At 39.7% G+C, this 20,092-nt stretch carries 19 protein-coding genes; 13 read left to right on the forward strand and 6 right to left on the reverse strand.

The features are described 5' to 3' along the window. Positions 1–108 precede the first annotated feature (108 nt). From CALSC_RS14275 to psbM, 5 genes are all read left to right on the forward strand, one after another. Entirely contained in the window at positions 109–459 is a 351-nt protein-coding gene (locus tag CALSC_RS14275; RefSeq protein ID WP_088241993.1) for an SH3 domain-containing protein, read from the forward strand. Positions 460–605: 146 nt separating this feature from the next. After that, positions 606–1,709 (forward strand): tRNA guanosine(34) transglycosylase Tgt, encoded by a 1,104-nt coding sequence (gene tgt, locus CALSC_RS14280; protein ID WP_088241994.1) that lies wholly within the window; start codon positions 606–608, stop codon positions 1,707–1,709. Positions 1,710–1,789: 80 nt separating this feature from the next. After that, positions 1,790–1,927, forward strand: coding sequence for a photosystem II reaction center protein K (locus CALSC_RS14285; protein ID WP_037221968.1), 138 nt, complete (start codon positions 1,790–1,792; stop codon positions 1,925–1,927). A 337-nt stretch (positions 1,928–2,264) separates the two neighbouring features. Next, positions 2,265–2,561: a 2Fe-2S iron-sulfur cluster-binding protein gene (locus tag CALSC_RS14290; RefSeq protein WP_088241995.1), complete on the forward strand. Its 297-nt coding sequence runs from the start codon at positions 2,265–2,267 to the stop codon at positions 2,559–2,561. Positions 2,562–2,677: 116 nt separating this feature from the next. Continuing rightward, positions 2,678–2,791 carry a photosystem II reaction center protein PsbM gene (gene psbM, locus CALSC_RS14295; RefSeq protein ID WP_088241996.1) on the forward strand — a complete coding sequence of 38 codons (114 nt, stop codon included), beginning with the start codon at positions 2,678–2,680 and terminating at the stop codon, positions 2,789–2,791. A 103-nt stretch (positions 2,792–2,894) separates the two neighbouring features. On the opposite strand, the gene CALSC_RS14300 is transcribed toward psbM, so the two are convergent. The 3 genes from CALSC_RS14300 to CALSC_RS14310 all read right to left on the reverse strand — a co-directional run bounded on the left by CALSC_RS14300 (position 2,895) and on the right by CALSC_RS14310 (position 7,409). After that, on the reverse strand, positions 2,895–3,746 hold the full coding sequence (locus CALSC_RS14300) for a universal stress protein (RefSeq protein WP_088241997.1): 852 nt from the start codon (positions 3,744–3,746) through the stop codon (positions 2,895–2,897). A 566-nt stretch (positions 3,747–4,312) separates the two neighbouring features. Then, positions 4,313–5,209, reverse strand: coding sequence for a DUF928 domain-containing protein (locus tag CALSC_RS14305; protein WP_088241998.1), 897 nt, complete (start codon positions 5,207–5,209; stop codon positions 4,313–4,315). Positions 5,210–5,315: 106 nt separating this feature from the next. Next, positions 5,316–7,409: a M3 family metallopeptidase gene (locus CALSC_RS14310; protein WP_088241999.1), complete on the reverse strand. Its 2,094-nt coding sequence runs from the start codon at positions 7,407–7,409 to the stop codon at positions 5,316–5,318. Positions 7,410–7,728: 319 nt separating this feature from the next. On the opposite strand from CALSC_RS14310, the gene rpsU reads away from it, so the two are divergent. From rpsU to CALSC_RS14325, 3 genes are all read left to right on the forward strand, one after another. Further along, positions 7,729–7,917: a 30S ribosomal protein S21 gene (rpsU, locus tag CALSC_RS14315; protein WP_088242000.1), complete on the forward strand. Its 189-nt coding sequence runs from the start codon at positions 7,729–7,731 to the stop codon at positions 7,915–7,917. A 458-nt stretch (positions 7,918–8,375) separates the two neighbouring features. Then, positions 8,376–9,455, forward strand: a complete 1,080-nt coding sequence (gene acsF / locus CALSC_RS14320) for a magnesium-protoporphyrin IX monomethyl ester (oxidative) cyclase (protein WP_088242001.1) — start codon at positions 8,376–8,378, stop codon at positions 9,453–9,455. 116 nt (positions 9,456–9,571) lie between these two features. After that, complete coding sequence (locus tag CALSC_RS14325; protein WP_088242002.1) at positions 9,572–10,291, forward strand: hypothetical protein; 720 nt, start codon at positions 9,572–9,574, stop codon at positions 10,289–10,291. A 103-nt stretch (positions 10,292–10,394) separates the two neighbouring features. Here CALSC_RS14325 and CALSC_RS14330 read toward each other — a convergent pair whose 3' ends face one another. Next, positions 10,395–11,063 carry a class I SAM-dependent methyltransferase gene (locus CALSC_RS14330; RefSeq protein ID WP_088242003.1) on the reverse strand — a complete coding sequence of 223 codons (669 nt, stop codon included), beginning with the start codon at positions 11,061–11,063 and terminating at the stop codon, positions 10,395–10,397. A 350-nt stretch (positions 11,064–11,413) separates the two neighbouring features. Here CALSC_RS14330 and CALSC_RS14335 point away from each other — a divergent pair, with 350 nt between their 5' ends. The 5 genes from CALSC_RS14335 (at position 11,414) to CALSC_RS14360 (ending at position 18,724) form a co-directional block, all read left to right on the forward strand. Beyond that, positions 11,414–12,265: a PD-(D/E)XK nuclease family protein gene (locus CALSC_RS14335; RefSeq protein WP_088242004.1), complete on the forward strand. Its 852-nt coding sequence runs from the start codon at positions 11,414–11,416 to the stop codon at positions 12,263–12,265. A gap of 17 nt (positions 12,266–12,282) precedes the next feature. Further along, positions 12,283–14,616, forward strand: coding sequence for a single-stranded-DNA-specific exonuclease RecJ (gene recJ / locus CALSC_RS14340; protein WP_088242005.1), 2,334 nt, complete (start codon positions 12,283–12,285; stop codon positions 14,614–14,616). Between the two features lie 719 nt (positions 14,617–15,335). Beyond that, complete coding sequence (gene ctpB / locus CALSC_RS14345; RefSeq protein ID WP_088242006.1) at positions 15,336–16,676, forward strand: carboxyl-terminal processing protease CtpB; 1,341 nt, start codon at positions 15,336–15,338, stop codon at positions 16,674–16,676. Between the two features lie 265 nt (positions 16,677–16,941). Further along, the gene (locus CALSC_RS14350) at positions 16,942–17,910 is read left to right on the forward strand and encodes a glycosyltransferase (RefSeq protein ID WP_088242007.1); all 969 of its coding nucleotides are present in this window, start codon (positions 16,942–16,944) and stop codon (positions 17,908–17,910) included. Between the two features lie 262 nt (positions 17,911–18,172). Further along, the gene (locus CALSC_RS14360) at positions 18,173–18,724 is read left to right on the forward strand and encodes a peroxiredoxin (protein WP_088242009.1); all 552 of its coding nucleotides are present in this window, start codon (positions 18,173–18,175) and stop codon (positions 18,722–18,724) included. A gap of 372 nt (positions 18,725–19,096) precedes the next feature. Here CALSC_RS14360 and CALSC_RS26505 read toward each other — a convergent pair whose 3' ends face one another. Together CALSC_RS26505 and speD are read right to left on the reverse strand one after the other, a co-directional pair. Beyond that, positions 19,097–19,258 carry a hypothetical protein gene (locus tag CALSC_RS26505; RefSeq protein ID WP_159460624.1) on the reverse strand — a complete coding sequence of 54 codons (162 nt, stop codon included), beginning with the start codon at positions 19,256–19,258 and terminating at the stop codon, positions 19,097–19,099. A 149-nt stretch (positions 19,259–19,407) separates the two neighbouring features. After that, a complete protein-coding gene (gene speD, locus CALSC_RS14365; protein ID WP_407641941.1) occupies positions 19,408–19,839 on the reverse strand; it encodes an adenosylmethionine decarboxylase in 432 nt (143 codons plus the stop codon). Positions 19,840–20,092 lie beyond the last annotated feature (253 nt).

Genomic DNA, 20,092 nt, shown 5'->3' on the forward strand with positions numbered 1-20,092 from the left:
TAAATACTGGTGTATATAGTTCTAGAAAATAAATATATTAGGCTCATGGCGAAGAGATAAAACTCGCATTTTTTAATTATTTTTTAATACAAAACGAGGAATATAACCATGTATAAAGTTGCAAAAGTTTTATTAGCTAGTGCAGTTATTTTTTCATCTGCTGTCTTACCAGCTAGTGCTGCAAGTACTAAGAACTTGAATCCTGTAAACTCTGGCAATTATGGAGTTTCACAATTAAGTGAAGGTGAACTAATTGCCACAGGAGCAACTCGTAAAACACCATATGTTTGCATTAACAGTGGATATTTAAATGTAAGAAGCAACTCAGGTAGAAGAATTGGAAGACTTTATAAAGGACAGTCGGTCAAAGTCGTTGCCTATTATCGTGGAGCGTATCAAATCCGATATGGAAGAAGATTTGGCTGGGTCAGTGAGCGATATATTTGTTATGGGTATTGATATGCCACTAAAGCAGTAGCATATTCAACTTGAAGGGGCTACTTATTACTTGCGCCTAGCGCTATATATTCTAGCAATTGCTGCAAGACAGTAGGATATGATGGCATAATTTATGGATACCAAACCAAACATCTTAATCTTCTGTCTTGACTGCAAAATTTTCCTTTCAGAGCTCAGCTAACTGTAGCCATACACATGCAAGAGCAGGTGTGTTTTTTACACCCCACGGTGTAGTGGAAACTCCCCGGTTTATGCCAGTGGGAACCTTGGCAAATGTCAAAACCCTCACCCCAGCCCAGTTAAAAGATACTGGGGCACAAATGGTACTTGCTAATACTTATCATCTCCACCTCCAGCCAGGGGAAGAAATTGTAGCTGGAGGTGGGGGTTTACATAAGTTTATGGGTTGGAATGAACCCATGCTCACTGATTCTGGTGGATTTCAGGTTTTTAGTTTAAGTGAGATGCGAAAAATTACAGAAGAGGGAGTAACTTTTCGCTCACCCCATGATGGTCAAATGATCAAGTTAACACCAGAACGTTCCATTGAAATCCAGAATATTCTGGGAGCGGATGTGATTATGGCATTTGACGAGTGTCCACCCCACACTGCTAGTCGTCAAGAGATAGAAGCAGCAACAAACCGTACCTATCGTTGGCTAGAACGTTGCATTACAGCCCATCAACGAGATGATCAAGCTTTGTTTGGGATTGTCCAGGGGGGTATGCATCTCGATTTACGCTCCCAGGCAGCAGCTGATTTGAGGAAATTGGATTTACCTGGATATGCCATTGGGGGAGTAAGTGTGGGGGAAGAGCCGGAACTAATTCATAAGATTGTCCAAAATACCGCTCCCCTATTACCACCAGACAAACCTCGTTATTTGATGGGAGTAGGAACTTACAAAGAGATGGTAATGGCGATCGCCTCTGGTGTGGATATATTTGACTGTGTGATTCCCACCCGTTGGGCAAGACATGGTACAGCAATGGTAAAAGGAGAACGGTGGAACTTAAAAAATGCTCAATTCCGCCAAGACTTCACCCCTCTAGATGAAGATTGTCCTTGCTATACTTGCCAAAATTTCACCCGTGCTTATATTTCTCACCTAGTCCGTTCCCAAGAAATTTTAGCCTATACCTTATTAAGTATCCACAACATTACCGAACTAATTCACTTTACCCAAAAAATCAGAAAGGCAATTTTGAGCGATCGCTTTACCACGGAATTTGCCCACTGGTTGCATTGAGAAGATTAAGAACTAACCGAACCATGTTAAGATATCTCTCAATAATGAAAGCTGTGTTGAATAGGTAAATTTAAACGAATATGGAAGCAGCACTGTTGTTAGCAAAGTTGCCGGAAGCTTACCAAATCTTCGATCCTTTGGTAGATGTTCTGCCAATTATCCCTTTATTTTTCTTGTTGTTGGCTTTTGTTTGGCAAGCAGCAGTGGGTTTTAGGTAAAAATAGTCAACCTTTATTATCGTTCACTTTCAACGAAAATAAAGCAAGTTTGCACCTGACAACTTGTTTAATTTCTATATGGCAGGCATTTAGCCTGTCTTATTTTATGGAAAACATGTCTACATGGAAAGTAATATTTTTTAATATTTCGTAAAAATAACTATAATTGAATCAGTTTTTGGATTCATTTGCCATGTTTGTGGCTAGCAATCACTAGGCAATTCCTGGGAGTTATGTTAAGGGTTTTGCGATTTTTCTCCTTACATATGGTTGTCAATGGTTGTAATGTCACTATCTAGGCTAGAAACTCGCTTAACAAATAAATGAGGGATTAACTATGAGTAATATCAAATTCATCAACGAAAATAAAGAGGTAGTAGCCGCTACTGGTGCCAACTTGCGACAAAAAGCGATGGAAAATGGCATTGATATTTATAAAATGTGGGGTAAAATGATGAACTGTGGCGGTTGCGGACAATGTGGAACCTGCGCCGTAGAGATTGTTGAAGGAATGGAAAATCTCTCTCCACCTACAAAAGCAGAAAACAGTTTATTAAAGAAAAAACCAGCTAATTTCCGTCTTGCTTGCCAAACATTGGTCAATGGTCCTGTCAGTGTTGTAGTTAAGCCTTAAAGGGATTTTACCTCGATTGTATTAGTACTTATGAGCCGGAAAAATTTGCCATGACACTGGCGTGGTTAATGGTATTCTAAAATTGTTGAGAAGAAATTAAGAGAGGCGTTCTTGGCATGCAAGTTAATGATTTAGGGTTTGTAGCGAGTCTGCTATTTGTACTCGTCCCGGCTGTTTTTTTAATACTTCTTTACACTGTGACTGCAAGCCGCGAAGGAAATCAAGATTAATAATGATTTGTATATAAAGTAAAAACCCCAGCACTAAAGGTGTGGGGGTTTTTATTTATTAACTTATTATTTGTTACTTATTACTTGCGTATAGCGATATAAGCTATGCTAATGTTCTTACTAGCATTACGGGACAGGTTGCATTCACACGCACATAATCAGATAAAGAAGCGCCTATAAGTCTGTCTATATCAACTAAATTCTTGGCAATTGAAGGACGGCGATCAGGAGATCCTAACAGTAACAAATCGACGTTATTACTATCCGCTAAACGACATATCTCTTCCCCTGGTTTACCGCTACTAGTAATGCAACGATATTGAATTCCTTGCGTTTTAGTTTTAGTAATAGCATTAGCAAAAATGGGATTATCTTCTGCACTAGTACCAGAAGTTTCCGATATTTTACCAGTTGCATTTTTGGCTACATTGGTTAAAACAAGTTCACTACCCTTAATATCTCGCAGCAAGAACAAAGCCATATCTAAACAATTTTCTGCTGCATCAGATTTGTCTATTGCTACCATCACCCGGTTAATTCTCTTGACATAAATGTCATCTTTCACCAGTAACATAGGGCGAGAAGATAATTGAAAAACATACTGGCTAACTGAATTCTTTAAAATAGATTGTAGTCGCTTCAGACCACGAGAACCCATAATAATTAAGTTTGCATCTATTTCATCAGCGACCTGAGAAACGATTAATTTTGGATCTCCTTCGCGCAAAATTGAAGAAACATTGGTGGGATCTAATTTTAAATACTGAATAGCATTAGCTAGGATTTTTCCTCCTTCTTCCCATTTTTGTGTCATTAAGTCAGAGGAGTTCTGTTTGGGAACTACATGTAAAACACTTACCTTGGCTTCTTTGAGGGATGGCACATCTGCCAGCATTTTCATCATCTCTTCGGCATGACCCAGCCCAGAAACTGCTAATAAAATTTTGTTTATCATCTGAACCTTTGATTTTGTTAATTGGTATAGTTATTGCCTGTTATAGTTTAGCGGTTTTTAATGGTATCAAATACAAGAATTTCACAACTAGATAACATTTCTTATAGATGAGGCTAAATTTTGAATTACACCATTTTGAAAAAAGAATACGATAGATGGGTAGGGAACATCCAGAATCTTTTGGTATATAAAAGTATCTTACTGGTGCCGTGCCCTTACGAAAAATGTATGTGTCGCAAACATTATTTGAATTGGTATTATAGCTATAGCCAGCCAAGTTAGGACGTTTTTCAGTTGATAGTTGTTAGTTGTTAGTTGTTATAGCACTACGCAATTACGTTAGGACATTGCTGAAGGCTGAAACCTATGAGCAGTAAACTTATTACTTATTACTTATTACTTATTACTTGCGCGTAGCGCTATAGTTGGTGGTTGGCGGTTGGTGGTTGACAGTTTTTGAGTCGAACAATATTGTCTTAACCAATATGTCCATTGCTATAGTTAACAAAATTTAGGGGCGATCGCTCAGCATATATCTTGAAAATATATATTAATGCACGAAAATATTAATTTTGATTTCGCATGTTCCGCAAAGATCGTAATTGATCAATTAAATTTTTTGTAGGCTCTGTTTGCAAACCACTAGAATGGCTTTTCTTTGGGGGACAATTTGGTGAATGACCATGTACAGCTAATAATTTTGCTTGGGAGATCAGCTTTAAGCCTACTTGTGTTAGGGTTTGTTGCCATTGAGTTGATAGCTTCTGGTTGCGTACACTACAAGTGCGTAAATCGGCTAAGGTTGATAGAAAATCGAACCACAGTCCTTGTTGGGAATAGATAGAAAGGCGATCGCTCTGACTTAATTTTGGCAATTTATTAGCTAGTTTTCGCTCTAGCCGCACTCTTTGCACCCAGCCATAACTAGTAATTATAGAGTTAGGCGAGGTATCTCGAAGATTACAAATAATGGATACAGACCACAGATAATCTTCCTTGATTGCCAAAGGGCCTATTTTGCTATCTTTGGGTAAGCTAAAACTACTGATACCAGCTTGTTGAATCGGTTTAAAACTTTTTTCATATATTAGTGTACGCTGGCGGAGTTGCCAATCTACCTTGTAGAGGGAAAAGCGTACTTGTTGGGCTGTATTATTGGGTGCGTACCAAAAAAAACGAGGATAAGCAGCAGTGGTTAAACCCAAGTTAGTTTTTGGTAATAGCAAGGCTAATATTGGTACTTTCCCTGAAATACAAATCTCTCCTGGTCTTCTAGTTCCTCCACTTTCTCTTCTCCCAGGTCGATCTAGTTTGGGAATTTTTACCTTTTTTGATGATTTTAGTGATGCTTGGGTTAATGTTTGAGCATCAACAGCTAAGGGAAAGCTAGATAATACCAGACTAAATGCGATTAATTTCCCTAGCTTACCCCATATATATTTAGTTGGTAATCTAATTTGCATAAATATTCAATCCAGCAAGAGAAGCCAAAAGTGCCAACACAAATATGTTACATTTTTAACTTGCGTTTTCAAACTTTTGACCTCTCTCGTTGAAGGATATTTCTTATTAAGCAGTTGCAACTAAACCATTGTGCTTCAGCAGAGGCTTGGTTATAGGTTCTCGTCCTCGGAAAGATTGGAATACTTCCATAGGATGCTGGCTACCACCGAGGGCTAAGATGGTATCTCGGTAACGCTTACCAGTAGCTTGAATTGCCTGTTCATTTTCTAATCCAGCTTCTTCAAAAGCAGCAAAAGCATCAGCACTAAGCACTTCAGCCCATTTATAACTATAGTAACCAGCCGCATATCCACCGGCAAATATGTGTCCAAACGCACACAAGAAAGAGTCTTCTGGTAATGGTGGTAAAACAGTTGTGGTCTTAGCAATGCGATCGCGCACATCCTTGGGAGTTTCTGCACCACCGGGACGGTAGCGGTGATGTAGCTCTATATCCACAAAACTAAAATGTAACTGGCGTAGCATGGCGCTACCACTCATATAATTCTTCGCGGCTAACAGCTTTTGGTAATAATGTTCGGGTAAGGTTTCCCCTGTTTGATAATGTTTCGCCATTCCCATTAAAGTAGGTCGGTCATAACACCAATTTTCCATAAATTGGCTAGGTAGTTCTACTGCATCCCATTCTACATTATTTATACCTGATGCCCCCACATACTTAACCTGAGTCAGCATATGCTGTAAACCATGTCCAAATTCATGGAACAGGGTTTCCACCTCCGAGAAAGTCATTAAACTTGGTTTCCCATCCACTGGGGGAGTTTGGTTACAAGTCAAATAAGCTACGGGTAATTGAGTAGCTGCTTCTAGTTGGCGACGGTTGATACAGGTATCCATCCATGCACCACCTCGTTTTTCTGCAGGACGACTATAGGAATCAAGGTAAAAGTAAGCTAAGGCATTTCCCGTTTCGTCTGTAATTTGGAAATAACGTACATCTTCCTGCCACACTGGTGCTTGCCCATCTGCCGGGGTAACATTAACACCAAATACGCGGTTGACTAATCCAAATAAGCCATCCAGAACTTGGGGAAGGGGGAAATAGGGACGTAATTCTTCTTGAGTAAAAGCAAACTTTTCTTCCCGTTGACGTTCTGCCCAAAAGCTGATATCCCAGTGTCTCAGCTCCTGAGCTTCTGCTGCACCCTTGGAAGCGGCAAAAGCTTTGAGTTCTGCTAATTCTTGGACAGCAGCATCATAGCTCGCTCCCCGCAACTCCTCCAATAGTTTCTCCACTGCTGCCACATTGGGAGCCATTTTACTGGCAAGGCTAATTTCTGCATAGGTTTGATAACCAAGTAAACCTGCCATTTCTTGTCGCAGTGACAAAATGCGCTCAATTAATGGGCTATTGTCCAATTCTCCAGCAGCAGCACGGCTGATAAAGGCTTTATAGAGTTTTTCTCGCAAATCCCGACGGCTGCTATGCTGCATAAAAGGAACATAACTGGGATAATCTAAAGTGATTCGCCAAGGACCATTTTCTGGCGTAGCGTTTTCTGCACCATTTTCTCTTGCTGCTTGGGCAGTTAAACTGAGTAAACTGAGTGGTAATCCCTCTACCTCTTCTGGCTTTGTCAAAGTAATGCTAAAAGCCTTGGTTGCATCTAGTACATGGTTAGAGAACTTAGTAGAAAGTTCCGCCAGCTCCATTTGCATAGCATTAAAATCTTCCTTGGCTTCACCTTGTAAACCCACACCAGCCAGTTCCGCATCCCGAATCGCAGCTTCTATAATTCGCTGTTGTGCTGATTCTAAAGTATTCCACTCATCACTACCACGGAGTACCTTAAAGGCATTATATATGGGTTGACTTTGACTAAGTTTATTCACAAACTGTACCACTTGGGGTTGTACGGTTTGATGAGCTGACCGTAGTTCTGAGCTATTTTTGACACCCATCAAATGGTTAACAATTCCCCAACTCCAATAAAGGTGTTCGGTAATATCTTCTAAAGGTGCGACTAAGCCATTCCAAGTAGGTTCTACATTAGCTTCTAAATTAGTTAGTTCTTTGTCTAGTTCCCCTAATAGCTTACTCATTGCAGGAACAACATGTTCTGGTTTAATGTCATTAAAAGGGGGTAAACCAGAACCTTGGAGTAAAGGATTATTTGAAATTACGACGTTTGCACTCATAGTTTACTGTGAGTCGAGAATAAAGGGAGGATTTTTATTTCTATATCTTCTACTGTAGCGTTCCCTTAGCGACTCATTCTCTGGCAAACAGGTGAAAATAACCGTACTGCTAAAATTTACGTTCCATCAGTATCTCGGAAGCAGTCAGGTGTCACACAAGGTATTTTTGAACCTTATTGACCGCAATTATAGAGGTTTTGAGAGCCAAAACTAAAACTACCTTGTAAGCTCAATGCTTTTGTGTAGGTTATTTTGCGATTTTTGCCCAGGTTATTGTAGGCTCTTATTTTGGCACAGGTATTGTTTAGCAGGAAAAATAATGACCCAAATAGTAGTAGGCGAAAATGAATACATTGATTCAGCCTTACGTCGATTTAAGCGAGAAGTATCCAAGGCGGGCATTTTTCAAGATATGAGGAAGCATCGTCACTTTGAAACACCCATAGAAAAACGCAAGCGTAAAGAGATTGCCAAGCATAGGCAAAGTAAAAGACGTTTTCGCAATTAACTCGCTACGCGAGAAGGAAGAAGGAAGAGGTAACTTGTAAATCCTAAAACACTAATGGTTCCCCCTTCCTGAACTTCGAGTTTCTGGGTTGAAGTCCCCCACCAAAATTGTTAATTTGGTGGTCTGCAATTGGTGGGGGTTTAAATTCGCCACCAATTATCCTTCTTCCTTCTTTCTTCCTTCTTTCTTCCTCCTACTTCCTTCGTTTAAGACTGTTACGGATATTCCGCAGTTGTGACGTTTATTCTCTAAACTGAAATAGAGCTACGAGCAAAACAATTAAATTGCTATTTATTAAGCTTGTCCCCTCCAGGCAGCAAAATGTATTAGAGTGAATTTTATACAATTCTATATTTCTCGTCTTGTAGCTACTACAGACGTTCCTTCGCGCCGAATGAGAGCACAGCTGTTGGCTTTCACAAGGCAAACTATAACAAGACACTCATGGCAATCAAGATATGGTAGAATCCCTCAAAAAACCAGGCTCTGACGAAGAATTACGTCCAGGAGTTAAAGTACCTGCAAGAGAAACCCTGTTAACACCCCGGTTTTATACCACCGATTTTGATGAAATGGCGCGGATGGATATCTCCGTCAATGAGGAAGAGTTGCAAGCCATTCTCGAAGAATTTCGCGTTGACTATAACCGCCATCATTTCGTCCGTAATGAGGAATTTGAACAATCCTGGGAGCATATTGACGGGGAAACTCGTCAGTTGTTTATTGAATTTTTAGAGCGCTCTTGTACAGCTGAATTTTCCGGCTTTTTGCTGTATAAAGAATTAGGCCGTCGCTTGAAGCATAAAAGTCCTGTGCTTGCAGAGTGTTTTAACCTGATGTCACGGGATGAGGCGCGTCATGCTGGCTTCCTCAACAAAGCGATGTCTGACTTTAATCTGTCTCTGGATTTAGGGTTTTTAACCAAGAGCCGCAACTATACTTTCTTTAAGCCCAAATTTATTTTTTACGCCACCTATCTTTCTGAAAAAATTGGTTATTGGCGTTATATCACTATTTATCGACACTTAGAACAGCATCCAGAAGATAGAATTTATCCCATTTTCCGTTGGTTTGAAAACTGGTGTCAGGATGAGAACCGTCATGGTGATTTCTTTGATGCCATCATGAGAGCGCAGCCACAAATGTTGAATGATTGGAAGGCGCGGTTATGGTGTCGCTTCTTCCTCTTGTCGGTTTTCGCCACCATGTACCTGAATGATATCCAGCGCCAAGATTTCTATGCATCAATTGGATTGAATGCGCGGGATTATGATAAGCATGTGATTAAGAAAACAAATGAAACCGCAGGACGGGTATTTCCTGTAATGCTGGATGTGGAATCTCCTCAATTTTACGATCGCTTAGAAGTTTGTATCAAAAATAACGAAAAATTAACTGCGATCGCAAATTCAAATACTCCCAAATTCCTGCAATTATTCCAGAAATTACCCCTTTATGTGGCTACTGGTTGGCAATTCTTGAAGCTTTATCTCATGAAACCCATTGATGCTACTGTCGCCGAAGGTACTGTGCGCTAAGTTATAAGAGACAAGATTAAGTAATTAAATAAGTTAAGTGGTTCTGCGATGATAGAACCATTTTTTTTTACTTATTTTTTTAGTTAAATATAGGCTTCACAGTAGGATAGGGTGGGATGAGAAAAGAGATATCGGCTTTGGTGTGGGGATTGAGTGTTTATTTTCTATGCACAACTAATCCTGCTTGCAGTCAAACACCTATTCGTGGGACATCTCAACCTATGTCTGATAGGCAAGTTCAGGAATTGGATATTAATCCAGAAATTATCGAAAATAGTCCTGTTTTACAACGATGGCGGCGTAAAGTCCCCAATGTTTTGGAAGATATTCAAAAAGATCCTAGTTTTATCACTCGCCTCAGATTGGGCTATTACCTGTTCCCTTCTACAGATAGCGCCTCTGGGTTACATTTAGGGGTAGAAGATATATTTATTAGTCGCAGTGGTTTTACTGTCAGTGGTAATTATCAGGTGGCTTTTAATGGCAAGCGAGAAACTGTAGGAGCAGATATTAATTATTACCTACGTCCCTTGGGTAAGTATGTTAATTTAGCACCGTTAGTGGGATATCGGTATCTTCAAACAGGTAACTACTCTACAAATGGAGTCAATTTGGGAGCCAAGCTCATATTGGTTTTATCGCGGGGTGGCGCAGCCGATATTTCCATTACCCAAAGCTGGATATCTCCTGGTAGTGAGAATGAAGTGGGTTTAACTAAACTATCTTTTGGCTATGCAGTTTCTCAATACCTACGCTTATCTACAGATATACAGCAACAAAATTCTCGCCAAAACAAGGATAGTAGTGTGGGTGTAATTTTAGAGTGGATGCTGTGAAAAAATGGGACAAAGAAATATGAAGGAGGAAAGAGGAAAGGTTTATAGATAAAACCAGCTCCTCCGTTAGTGCAGCTATCCCCTAAGAGATATTGCTAATTGTTTACTTTTTGGAGTAGATGAAAAACTGCTTGGTTTCATCTTTTCCTTGCAATTTAAAACCTGCTAGCTTGAAAAGCTCATCAATTGCTTCCTGCCTGACAATTCTATAGGTAAGGCGTTGTTGAGCATAGATGCGTTCGTCTTTTTTAAAGTAAAAAGCTTTCTCAATACAATCTTGGTTCTTTGTGGATTCAAAAATTTCTTGTGAGTAAACAATTTCTCCCGGTAAAGATGTTTCATAATTGTTGTGTACGCTTTGAATGTTAATCAGAAACAAGCCGCCCTGATTGAGACAATTAGCGATATTTTTAAGTGCTTGCAGGTTGCTCTCATAGTCAATCAAGTGGGTATAAAAGTCGTATTCGCCGCCTACATCCACAAAAGCACACAGTCCACCATTAGAAATGGCAACATCAAACCGCTCAGGAATCGACATAGAAATAATATCAGCTTCAAACAGTTTAACGCGATCACCCAACCGCTTTTCGGCAATATCTAACATTGCTTTAGTGTGATCCATACCCGTTAAATCATACTGAGGATTGATCTCTAATAGTTTTTCCAAAACTAAACCCGTTCCCACCCCAATTTCAATGATTTTTTGATTCGTAGGTACGAGAGCGGCGATTACTTGAGCAATTTTGTCGTATTTATAGTAACCACTAGCCATCAACAAATCTTAGTAATCTGCAATCCCCGTGTATTCATTCATAATATTATTCTCTACAAAAGTGGTAGTTTACCTGGTTGAAGATTGTATTATCTTTGCAGCTTTTTTGCATAGAGTAAATCCAATGGGAACAGGTTATTCCGTAGCTGTTATAGTGAAATTCTGATCAAATATCGAGATTTACCTTTAAAAATAAGACCCAAAAAACACGGAGGCAATTAGTATCAAATATTTTTTTGTTCTCCGTTTGTTTGTAACTATAGCACTACGTATATACATTAAAACATTGTTGCAGGCTCAAACCTATGAACAGTAAACTTAATTACTTGCACGTAGCACTATAAATAAAAATGCTATTCACTCCAACACAATTATTACGACTATCTCAAGGACAACTTAACTTGCTAGAACGATGTCCCCGTCAATTTCAACATACCTACCTAGAAAAACTGCATTCACCTACCAATCCAGAACATGAAGAGTTACAGAATTTAGGTAGTCGCTTTCACCTGTTGATGCAACAGCGAGAAATGGGTTTACCGATTGATGTTTTTCTCCAAACTGATACCCAATTGCAAAGTTTGATGGCTGGTTTTGCTGAAGCTGCACCAGAAATTACTAACCCTATTATTAATAGTCAAGCTTTCCGCGATAGTGAACATTATCGCACTCTCCAAGTTAATGACTATTTACTCACTGTCATCTATGATTTGTTAATCGCAGACACAACACAAGCACAAATTTTCGATTGGAAAACCTATCCCCAACCATCAAATAAGCGTCAGCTAGAACAAAATTGGCAAACACGTCTATATATGTATGTGTTAGCAGAAACTAGTGACTATGCACCAGAGAATATTTCTATGACTTACTGGTTTGTCCAGTCCCAAGGCAAGCCACAATCTATTCAGTTTAATTACAATTCTACCCAACATGAGAAAACGGCAAAAAAACTACAACAATTATTAAATAAGTTAAATAAATGGTTAGCAGATTATTCTCAAGGGAAACCTTTACCACAGGTTCCAGAGGGTAGAAAAGTTTGCAATTATTGCCAGTATGCCACAAGGTGCGATCGCGTAGTAGTTTTGAAGGAACATCGTCCAGTTTCAGATAATAATCCTGCCACTGAATCTATGACTTCTGAAAAAGATAATACAAATTTACTAAATATCATTAATATTGAAGAAGTTGCTCTTTGATATACTCCTAACTCCAAATGCAACAGCAGTGGATTATTACCCCAACCGAACAACCACCAGACTGGTTTGTAGCAGCAGTAAAACCTTACACCCCTGCTTCCAGTGGATATTATGCAGCACAGTTATTATGGCAAAGGGGAATTAGAGAAAATTCTCAATTAGGTGCTTTTGTGAATTTCCGTAGTTACCAACCTGCTACTCCCTTTGAATTTGGGCAAGAAATGCAATTTGCGGTGGAAAGGTTACAACAAGCACGGGAGAGTGGTGAAAAGGTTGCTATTTGGGGAGATTTTGATGCAGATGGGATTACTTCCACAGCAGTACTTTGGGATGGTTTAGGACAATTTTTTACCCCTAACCAGAATCTAACCTACTATATTCCCAATCGCTTAACGGAATCCCACGGACTCAACTATTCTGGTATTGAGCGATTAGCTCAACAAAACTATAAATTAATTGTTACCTGCGACACGGGCAGCACTAATATTAGTGAAATTACTTATGCAAAGTCCCTAGAGATAGATGTAATTATTACTGACCATCACACCTTACCATCATCAAGACCACCAGTAATAGCTATTATTAACCCTCGGTATTTACCTCAAGAGCATCCACTATTTCATCTGTCTGGGGTAGCGGTAGCCTATAAATTGGTGGAGGCTATGTATGAAAAATTGCCCGACATACCCCAACAGCCCTTAGAGGATTTATTAGATTTAGTTGCTGTGGGATTGATAGCTGACTTAGTGCAATTGAGTGGAGACTGCCGTTATTTAGCACAGATGGGAATCCAGAAATTGCAAGCAGATTTTAAGCAGACATCAGCAGCAAGACGACGACCAGGTGTAGGAAGATTATTAGAATTATGCCAGAGAAATGGCGATCGCCCCACAGATATATCCTTTGGTATTGGTCCCCGGATTAATGCTGTTAGTCGTATTCAAGGCGACGCTGGATTTTGCGTGGAATTACTAACTAGTCGCAACCATGAATGCGTTCAAAAATTAGCAGAAGTCACAGAGCTGGCAAATACTCGCCGTAAGTCTTTGCAAAAGGATGTGGCAAAGCAGGTACAGGGCAAACTCAGTCAAATGGATCTTTCGACCACCAGTGTGATTGTATTGACCGATCCCCAATGGGCACCGGGAGTGTTGGGATTAGTTGCAGGGCAAGTTGCACAAGAAACAGGTCGTCCCACAATTTTATTAAGTACGGAAGGGGTGGATAGTAGTGGAGATTTGACCCCTAATCCTCACATTGCTAGGGGCTCAGCCCGTTCTATAAATTCAGTAGACTTATACCAATTAGTGAAAGACCAAGCTCATTTATTACATCGGTTTGGCGGACATCCCTTTGCCGCTGGGTTAAGCTTAGCAGTGGAGAATATTCCTTTATTTACCCAGGCGATTAATCAGCAATTACGACAAAATTTAGCAGGTGCAACCTTAAGCGCAACAGTGACAGCAGACTTAACTGTGACAGTAGCCGATTTGGGTAAAGAATTATTTGCAGAATTGAAATTACTAGAACCTTGTGGTATGGGTAATCCCGTACCTAAATTACTGATTGAGAACTGCTGGTTTGAGAATAGTTGGCATCACAATCAAAAAGATAGACGGGGTAAGAAGGTACAGTACATCAAAACAGAATTTGATATTCGAGATGACTCCAGTAAGACTAAATTTTCTGGAGTCTGGTGGGGACATTATAAAGATGAACTACCTCCAGGTAGGTGTGACTGCATTGTGGAGTTGGACTATAACACCCATAAGAAACGTTATGAGATCCGTATTATTGCTGTTCGTCCTCAGGAACAATCTTCCTTAACTCAACAACTAGTAGAAATAGTAGATTGGCGCAATCTTTCTATTCCAACCCAGGAAAACCGTCAAGATTCTGGCTCCACTCCTATGTTGCTGAAAAACTGTCCCTCCAGTTGGGGTGATTTACGAGTTTGGGTTAGGCGATGTTTGTACAATCAGCAGTCATTAGCCATTGCTTGGTGTCAGCCAAATTATCAAACACCAGAGGAAATTTGGCTAACTCTGGTAGGAATCGCTAAATATTTCAGTCGTACCCAGCAATTAGCAACTAGGGTGCAACTTTTAGATAAATTACAAATAGGCGATCGCTGTTTATTTTTTGGGATACAAGCATTATATTCTTGTGGTTTCACAGTTCAGAGGAAAGACAGTGATTTACAGATTATGCAACATAGCAATACTGTATCCGATAATTCAGAGGTGGCGATCGGTAAATTTCTAGCAGCTATCCGCGAAGAACAATTTCAACGACAATATTTTGCACAAGTACCCTTGTCAACCATTCAAACAATGGCAAATCACCTGTAATCTTGAAACAGATTGTAGGGTATGGGGTTTAGAGTGCAGTCAGTCCCCCACGAAAAAACCCCACAACCAACCATGAAAATACTTCCTTCACTCCTTTACTCTTTCACTCTTTCACTCCCCATTCTCAAGCTATTAGGGGGAGCTTCCACAAATAAATTTGGGGGCTTGTATCCTTTTCTTTTTCGGTCAAAAATTTAGAAGTCGAGGACAAATTTATAATTGCTTGGGCTATAATTTTTTTCAATCACAATTAATTACTAGTAAAAATACTTGTAATTAAAGACAAAAATGTAGTTATAATAACCAGAAGAATATAAAATGCATAAAAATAAATCGAATTGCCAAAATTATTATAATTGGGGATAATTAGTCAATACCAAAAAATTAAATATGAGCAACTTTTACCTGAAACTTTAATTTAATGTATAAAATGATTCTGCAGTCAGTAATAATTGTAAGTATCACACCCTAAACATCTATAAAGATTTTTGAATTGAAAATCTGTAAATTTCCGGAAACTAACAGCGATTCCACGAAAAGCTGTTTATTAATTACCCAAAACAATTATTCTTGGTAAAAAAAATGTTATCAATAAATATTCTACCTAGATATTTACCAAAAATTTATCAAAAAATGAGAAGGCAATAGAAAAACTTATAAAAATACCTAAAGTTTGATTGCTAGACTATCAACAATACAATTTATTTAAGCTCATATACATGAACCAATCTGAGAAAAGTTACTCCCCTCGCCAAGTAGCCATGATTGGTGGAGCTATAGCCACCACCGCCATATTCACTATGTTTGGCCCAGCTTGGTGTCGCTCCGTCCGTGCTGCTTTACAAGATAGTCCAAAAGCAATTGTAGACCAAGTCTGGCAATTGGTGAATCGTGAGTATGTAGATGGCACTTTTAATCGCAAAGATTGGCAAGCAGTTAGGCAAAGCTTGTTAAGCAAAAACTACACATCTCGCCAAGAAGCCTATGCTGCTATCCGCAAAGCCCTAGAGCAACTAGAAGATCCCTACACCCGTTTTATGGAGCCTAGGCAATACCAAGCTCTTACCAGACAGACTTCCGGGGAAGTTTCTGGGATTGGTATTCGCATGGAAATGAATGAGAAAACCCAGATTTTGACAGTCGTCGAATCCTTAGAAAATTCACCCGCATTTAAAGCTGGGATTAAATCTGGGGATCAAATATTGGCAATTGATGGCAAACTTACTTACGGCATGAGAATTCAAGATGCCTCTAAACTCATTCGTGGTAAAGTAGGCTCGGTAATTACCCTACGTATGGGCAGAAATGGTAACAGAGCTTTCAACCTCAAGCTGACAAGGGCAAGGATTGAAGTTCCCACAGTCCGCTCTGCTCTTAGAAGAGAAGGGAATCGCCGCATTGGCTATATTCGCTTGCGAGAGTTTAGTGCTCATGCATCAGAACAAATGGCAAGAGCCATTCGCAGGTTGAATAATCAGCAAGTAGATGGCTTTGTCTTAGACTTGCGGGGAAATCCCGGTGGTTTATTACAAGCCAGTATTGAAATTTCCCGGATGTGGTTAGACGAGGGAGCAATTGTTCGTACGGTGGATCGTAAGGGAAGTAGTGAGATCACTAAAGCGAAGAATACTGCTCTGACTAAACGCCCATTGGTAGTGTTAGTCGATAATAACTCAGCTAGTGCTAGTGAAATTCTGACTGGTGCCCTTAAAGATAATAAGCGGGCTGTAGTTGTTGGTAGTCAAACATTTGGCAAAGCTTTAGTACAGTCGGTACATGAATTGGTAGACGGATCTGGTTTAGCAATTACAATTGCCCATTACTATACACCTAAAGGTACAGATATCAATCACAAGGGTATTACACCTGATATCAAAATTGATTTGACAGAGGCACAAGAACGTAGATTGGCAGCTAATCCCAAATTAATAGGTACTCAAAACGACCCTCAATATGCTAGGGCTTTGTCAGTACTTTCAAATAATTATTTAGCCAAACCCTTACAAAATCTACCCTCAAATTCAGCCGTATTTCCTCAAACACAAATCAAACGATTTTAGATTAATGATTCTGGATTGGGAACAATATTAACAGCTAACACTTATCAGTTGTGAAATATCATGTTTACCCTATACTTTTTTCAGTCAATCGGAATGAATGCTGGAAGGTGTTTGTGAGGGCTATAACTCCGCTTCCATACACCTTCAAGACAGTTAACTTTAACCTGTGGTTATGCATCTAAATTCCTGGCTGATTTAATTATCATCTGGAAAAAATTTGCAGCTTGATTCTGTCATAATTTTTCTGATTTCCCATCCAGAATACATGAAATCTGTGATTCCCCATACAAGCAATCATGATACTTTTGCCCCAAAAGTATCAGTAATTATACCTATTTATAATGGTGAGACTGATTTACCTGATTTAATTAATTGTTTGCTGGCACAGACTTATCCTAAGCATCAGGTAGAGTATTTACTAGTAGATAATAATAGCAGCGATCGCACCTTTGCTATTTTACAAACAACAGCTGAACATAGCCAGATTAACATTCGTCCCATTAAGGAAAATACAATTCAAAGTTCCTATGCTGCCAGGAATAAGGGTATTCGCTCTGCTATAGGGGAAATTGTTGCTTTTACGGACGCTGACTGTCGTCCCCAACCCCAGTGGTTAAGTTCTCTAATAGTACCTTTTACTTATCCTGATATCGCAATTGTGGCAGGAGAAATTACCGCTTTACCTGGAAATACCATACTAGAAAAATACGCCGAACTTCAGCATACCCTATCTCAAAAACATACCCTTGCCCATAAATTTTATCCCTATGGGCAAACAGCTAATTTAGCTATTAGACGACAAATATTAGCAAAAGTGGGCTTATTTCGCCCCTATTTAGATACTGGCGGCGATGCAGATATTTGTTGGCGAATTCTTCAGCAAAATATGGGTAGGTTGGAATTTGTCCCAGAAGCCATAGTCCAACACCGCCATCGCACTAAATTTCCAGAATTGAACAGCCAATGGCAACGTTATGGACGTTCAAATAAGTATCTTCACCAATTGTATGGTGTAGATTTGATGCGGGATATTACACTTAAAGAATATGGGTATAGGTTGGGACGGTGGTTATTAAAAGAGGTTCCTAAAGAAGCTTTGAAGTTGACTCAGAGAAAAGCTTCCTGGGTAAGCTTACTAAATACTCCCATTGGCTTATTTACTGGTAGAGCACGTAATAGGGGACAAAAACAGGCTCAATTGTCAGAGAAAGCTAAGATGATTGAGTGGCTCTGATATCCATAAACTTAACCAGAAGAGCCAGGGGAAATGCCATTTTTCCCCTGCTCCCTACTCCCTGCTCCCTGCTCCCTGCTCCCTACTCCCTGCTCCCTGCTCCCTGCTCCCTGCTCCCTGCTCCCTACTCCCTACTCCCTACTCCCTACTCCCTACTCCCTGCTCCCTGCTCCCTACTCCCTACTCCCTACTCCCTACTCCCCTGCCTCTTTGTGACCAATAATTGTAAACTTATGTTAAGTAACAATTTTGGTTTCCGAAGATGATTTCCCGTCGCCATTTTATTAGTGTCTTATGTGCTAGTTGTTTTACCATTATTAGTTGGTTGAACTTTGTCCCTACTGCTAATGCTATGGGTGGTAAACTGCCTACAGTCAATCAATTAGCTCCTGAGTTTACATTGCCAACCAACACCGGTGATGGTAGTATCTCCCTTACAGATTTTCGTGGTAAATGGGTAGTTCTGTACTTTTATCCTAAAGACTTTACATCTGGTTGTACCATCGAAGCCCGTCGTTTCCAGCAAGACTTGCCCAAATATATAGAGAAAAATACTCAGATAATTGGCGTGAGTGCTGACGATGTTGATTCCCACGCCGAATTTTGTGATTCAGAAGGTTTAAAATTTCCACTTTTAGCTGATACCAAGGGTGAAGTTAGTAAAACTTATGGTTCTTGGATGAGTTTTATTTCCGTACGTCACTCATTTATTATTGATCCCCAGGGAGTGTTACGGGAGACTTTTGTCAAAGTCAATCCATCCATTCATAGTCAAGACGTGTTAGCACGACTGGAAAAATTGCAAGCAGCCTAATTTTTTCTCGTTTTTTCAGTAAGCCCCAAATATGCGGAGTGCTCGAAACATACTTGAGATTAGACTCCGTACCGTGGGGCACACAGGAACGCAAGCCCTGAGCTATGTCGAAGGGCTAGTAACTGTTATCTCATTTCTACCCATACATAAATTGACAAATGTACCTATTTTGTCTACATATAGAGGTTTACTTTATAAGAAATTGTTTTGAATCCAAGTGATTTGCTTATTCCATTCTGGTTATTGAGTGTATTGATTTACTAAGTAGGTTGGCGTAAAAAATTATCGTTTGGATAAGGCAGGGGGCAGGGAGCAGGGAGCAGGGGGAACAAGGGTTTTAGGCTTATTTACTATTCTTCACATAGTTTGGTTTTATTGTGCCGACTTACTTAGGTTTTCCATAGTCTGAATTTGAGAACAATCATCAAGAGGTATATTTGTACCTTGTGGAATACTGACATTGATGCGTTGATATTGTTTATCTCCCAAGAACATCTGTGCCTGGAAAGTATCGAGTATTGATGAACCATCCATAAGGATGGCAAGTAATGGAAAAGCAGGTGTTTCACCCTTTGCTTCTGGCGAAAGCCATGTTGTTGGGCCATATTTTAAGGGTTCTGGTTGATAACTAGGGGATCCCTTACCCCAACCTTGACAGGTGTTTTAGGACTTCCCATGAAAAGTCAGGATGGTTGTAACAGCAAACTGTTTCCTAATTCTTGGAGTTGCGGTGTCAGTCTACCTCTAGGAAAATGCAAAAGTACATGATCACCAGCCTGAAAAACTTGTAAAAGAAACTTACAAGCCGCCTCTGGTTCTGTATGTTGACCACAGGTAAAAATATCCACTGCGACGTACCCCGTTTCGGGCCATGTATGGATCGAAATATGAGACTCTGCTAACAGTGCTAGAGCCGTGACTCCATAGGGATGAAACTGGTGGGTTATTTCCTTTAACAGGGTAGACTTTGCTCTCTTAGCCGCCTCCTGTAAGGAATGTCTAATAAACACCAGATTGTTGAGTAAATCAGTTGGGCAGTTGTATAATTCGAGAATACAGTGGCTGCCGACCGGAACCAAACAAGTTTCACCTACTGGGTAAGATTGATTTTCCAATTCTTGTTCACCCTTACAAAACATACGCGCAAGTAATAAGTAATAAGTAATAAGTAATAAGTAATAAGTAATAAGTAATAAGTAGTAAGTAATAATACCAATTTGAAAAATAACTGTGACAGATGGAAAGAAAGAAAAGCTTATGTAGTAATTCTTTTACAATCCAAAATCTAAAATCCCCTAGGGCTATTTTCTGTCTACTAGCAAATGGGTTTTGCTTGGGAAATTTTAATCGTAGTTTTGAATAGCATTA

It is taken from the genome of Calothrix rhizosoleniae SC01 (genome assembly GCF_900185595.1).
Lineage (GTDB): Bacteria > Cyanobacteriota > Cyanobacteriia > Cyanobacteriales > Nostocaceae > Calothrix_A > Calothrix_A rhizosoleniae.

Coding starts and splice junctions, on each gene's coding strand:
- CALSC_RS14275 (WP_088241993.1), top strand. CDS start 109: ATGTATAAAGTTGCAAAAGTTTTATTAGCTAGTGCAGTTATTTTTTCA.
- CALSC_RS14285 (WP_037221968.1), top strand. CDS start 1,790: ATGGAAGCAGCACTGTTGTTAGCAAAGTTGCCGGAAGCTTACCAAATC.
- CALSC_RS14290 (WP_088241995.1), top strand. CDS start 2,265: ATGAGTAATATCAAATTCATCAACGAAAATAAAGAGGTAGTAGCCGCT.
- psbM (WP_088241996.1), top strand. CDS start 2,678: ATGCAAGTTAATGATTTAGGGTTTGTAGCGAGTCTGCTATTTGTACTC.
- CALSC_RS14300 (WP_088241997.1), bottom strand. CDS start 3,746: ATGATAAACAAAATTTTATTAGCAGTTTCTGGGCTGGGTCATGCCGAA.
- CALSC_RS14305 (WP_088241998.1), bottom strand. CDS start 5,209: ATGCAAATTAGATTACCAACTAAATATATATGGGGTAAGCTAGGGAAA.
- CALSC_RS14310 (WP_088241999.1), bottom strand. CDS start 7,409: ATGAGTGCAAACGTCGTAATTTCAAATAATCCTTTACTCCAAGGTTCT.
- rpsU (WP_088242000.1), top strand. CDS start 7,729: ATGACCCAAATAGTAGTAGGCGAAAATGAATACATTGATTCAGCCTTA.
- acsF (WP_088242001.1), top strand. CDS start 8,376: ATGGTAGAATCCCTCAAAAAACCAGGCTCTGACGAAGAATTACGTCCA.
- CALSC_RS14325 (WP_088242002.1), top strand. CDS start 9,572: ATGAGAAAAGAGATATCGGCTTTGGTGTGGGGATTGAGTGTTTATTTT.
- CALSC_RS14330 (WP_088242003.1), bottom strand. CDS start 11,063: ATGGCTAGTGGTTACTATAAATACGACAAAATTGCTCAAGTAATCGCC.
- CALSC_RS14335 (WP_088242004.1), top strand. CDS start 11,414: ATGCTATTCACTCCAACACAATTATTACGACTATCTCAAGGACAACTT.
- recJ (WP_088242005.1), top strand. CDS start 12,283: ATGCAACAGCAGTGGATTATTACCCCAACCGAACAACCACCAGACTGG.
- ctpB (WP_088242006.1), top strand. CDS start 15,336: ATGAACCAATCTGAGAAAAGTTACTCCCCTCGCCAAGTAGCCATGATT.
- CALSC_RS14350 (WP_088242007.1), top strand. CDS start 16,942: ATGAAATCTGTGATTCCCCATACAAGCAATCATGATACTTTTGCCCCA.
- CALSC_RS14360 (WP_088242009.1), top strand. CDS start 18,173: ATGATTTCCCGTCGCCATTTTATTAGTGTCTTATGTGCTAGTTGTTTT.
- CALSC_RS26505 (WP_159460624.1), bottom strand. CDS start 19,258: ATGGATGGTTCATCAATACTCGATACTTTCCAGGCACAGATGTTCTTG.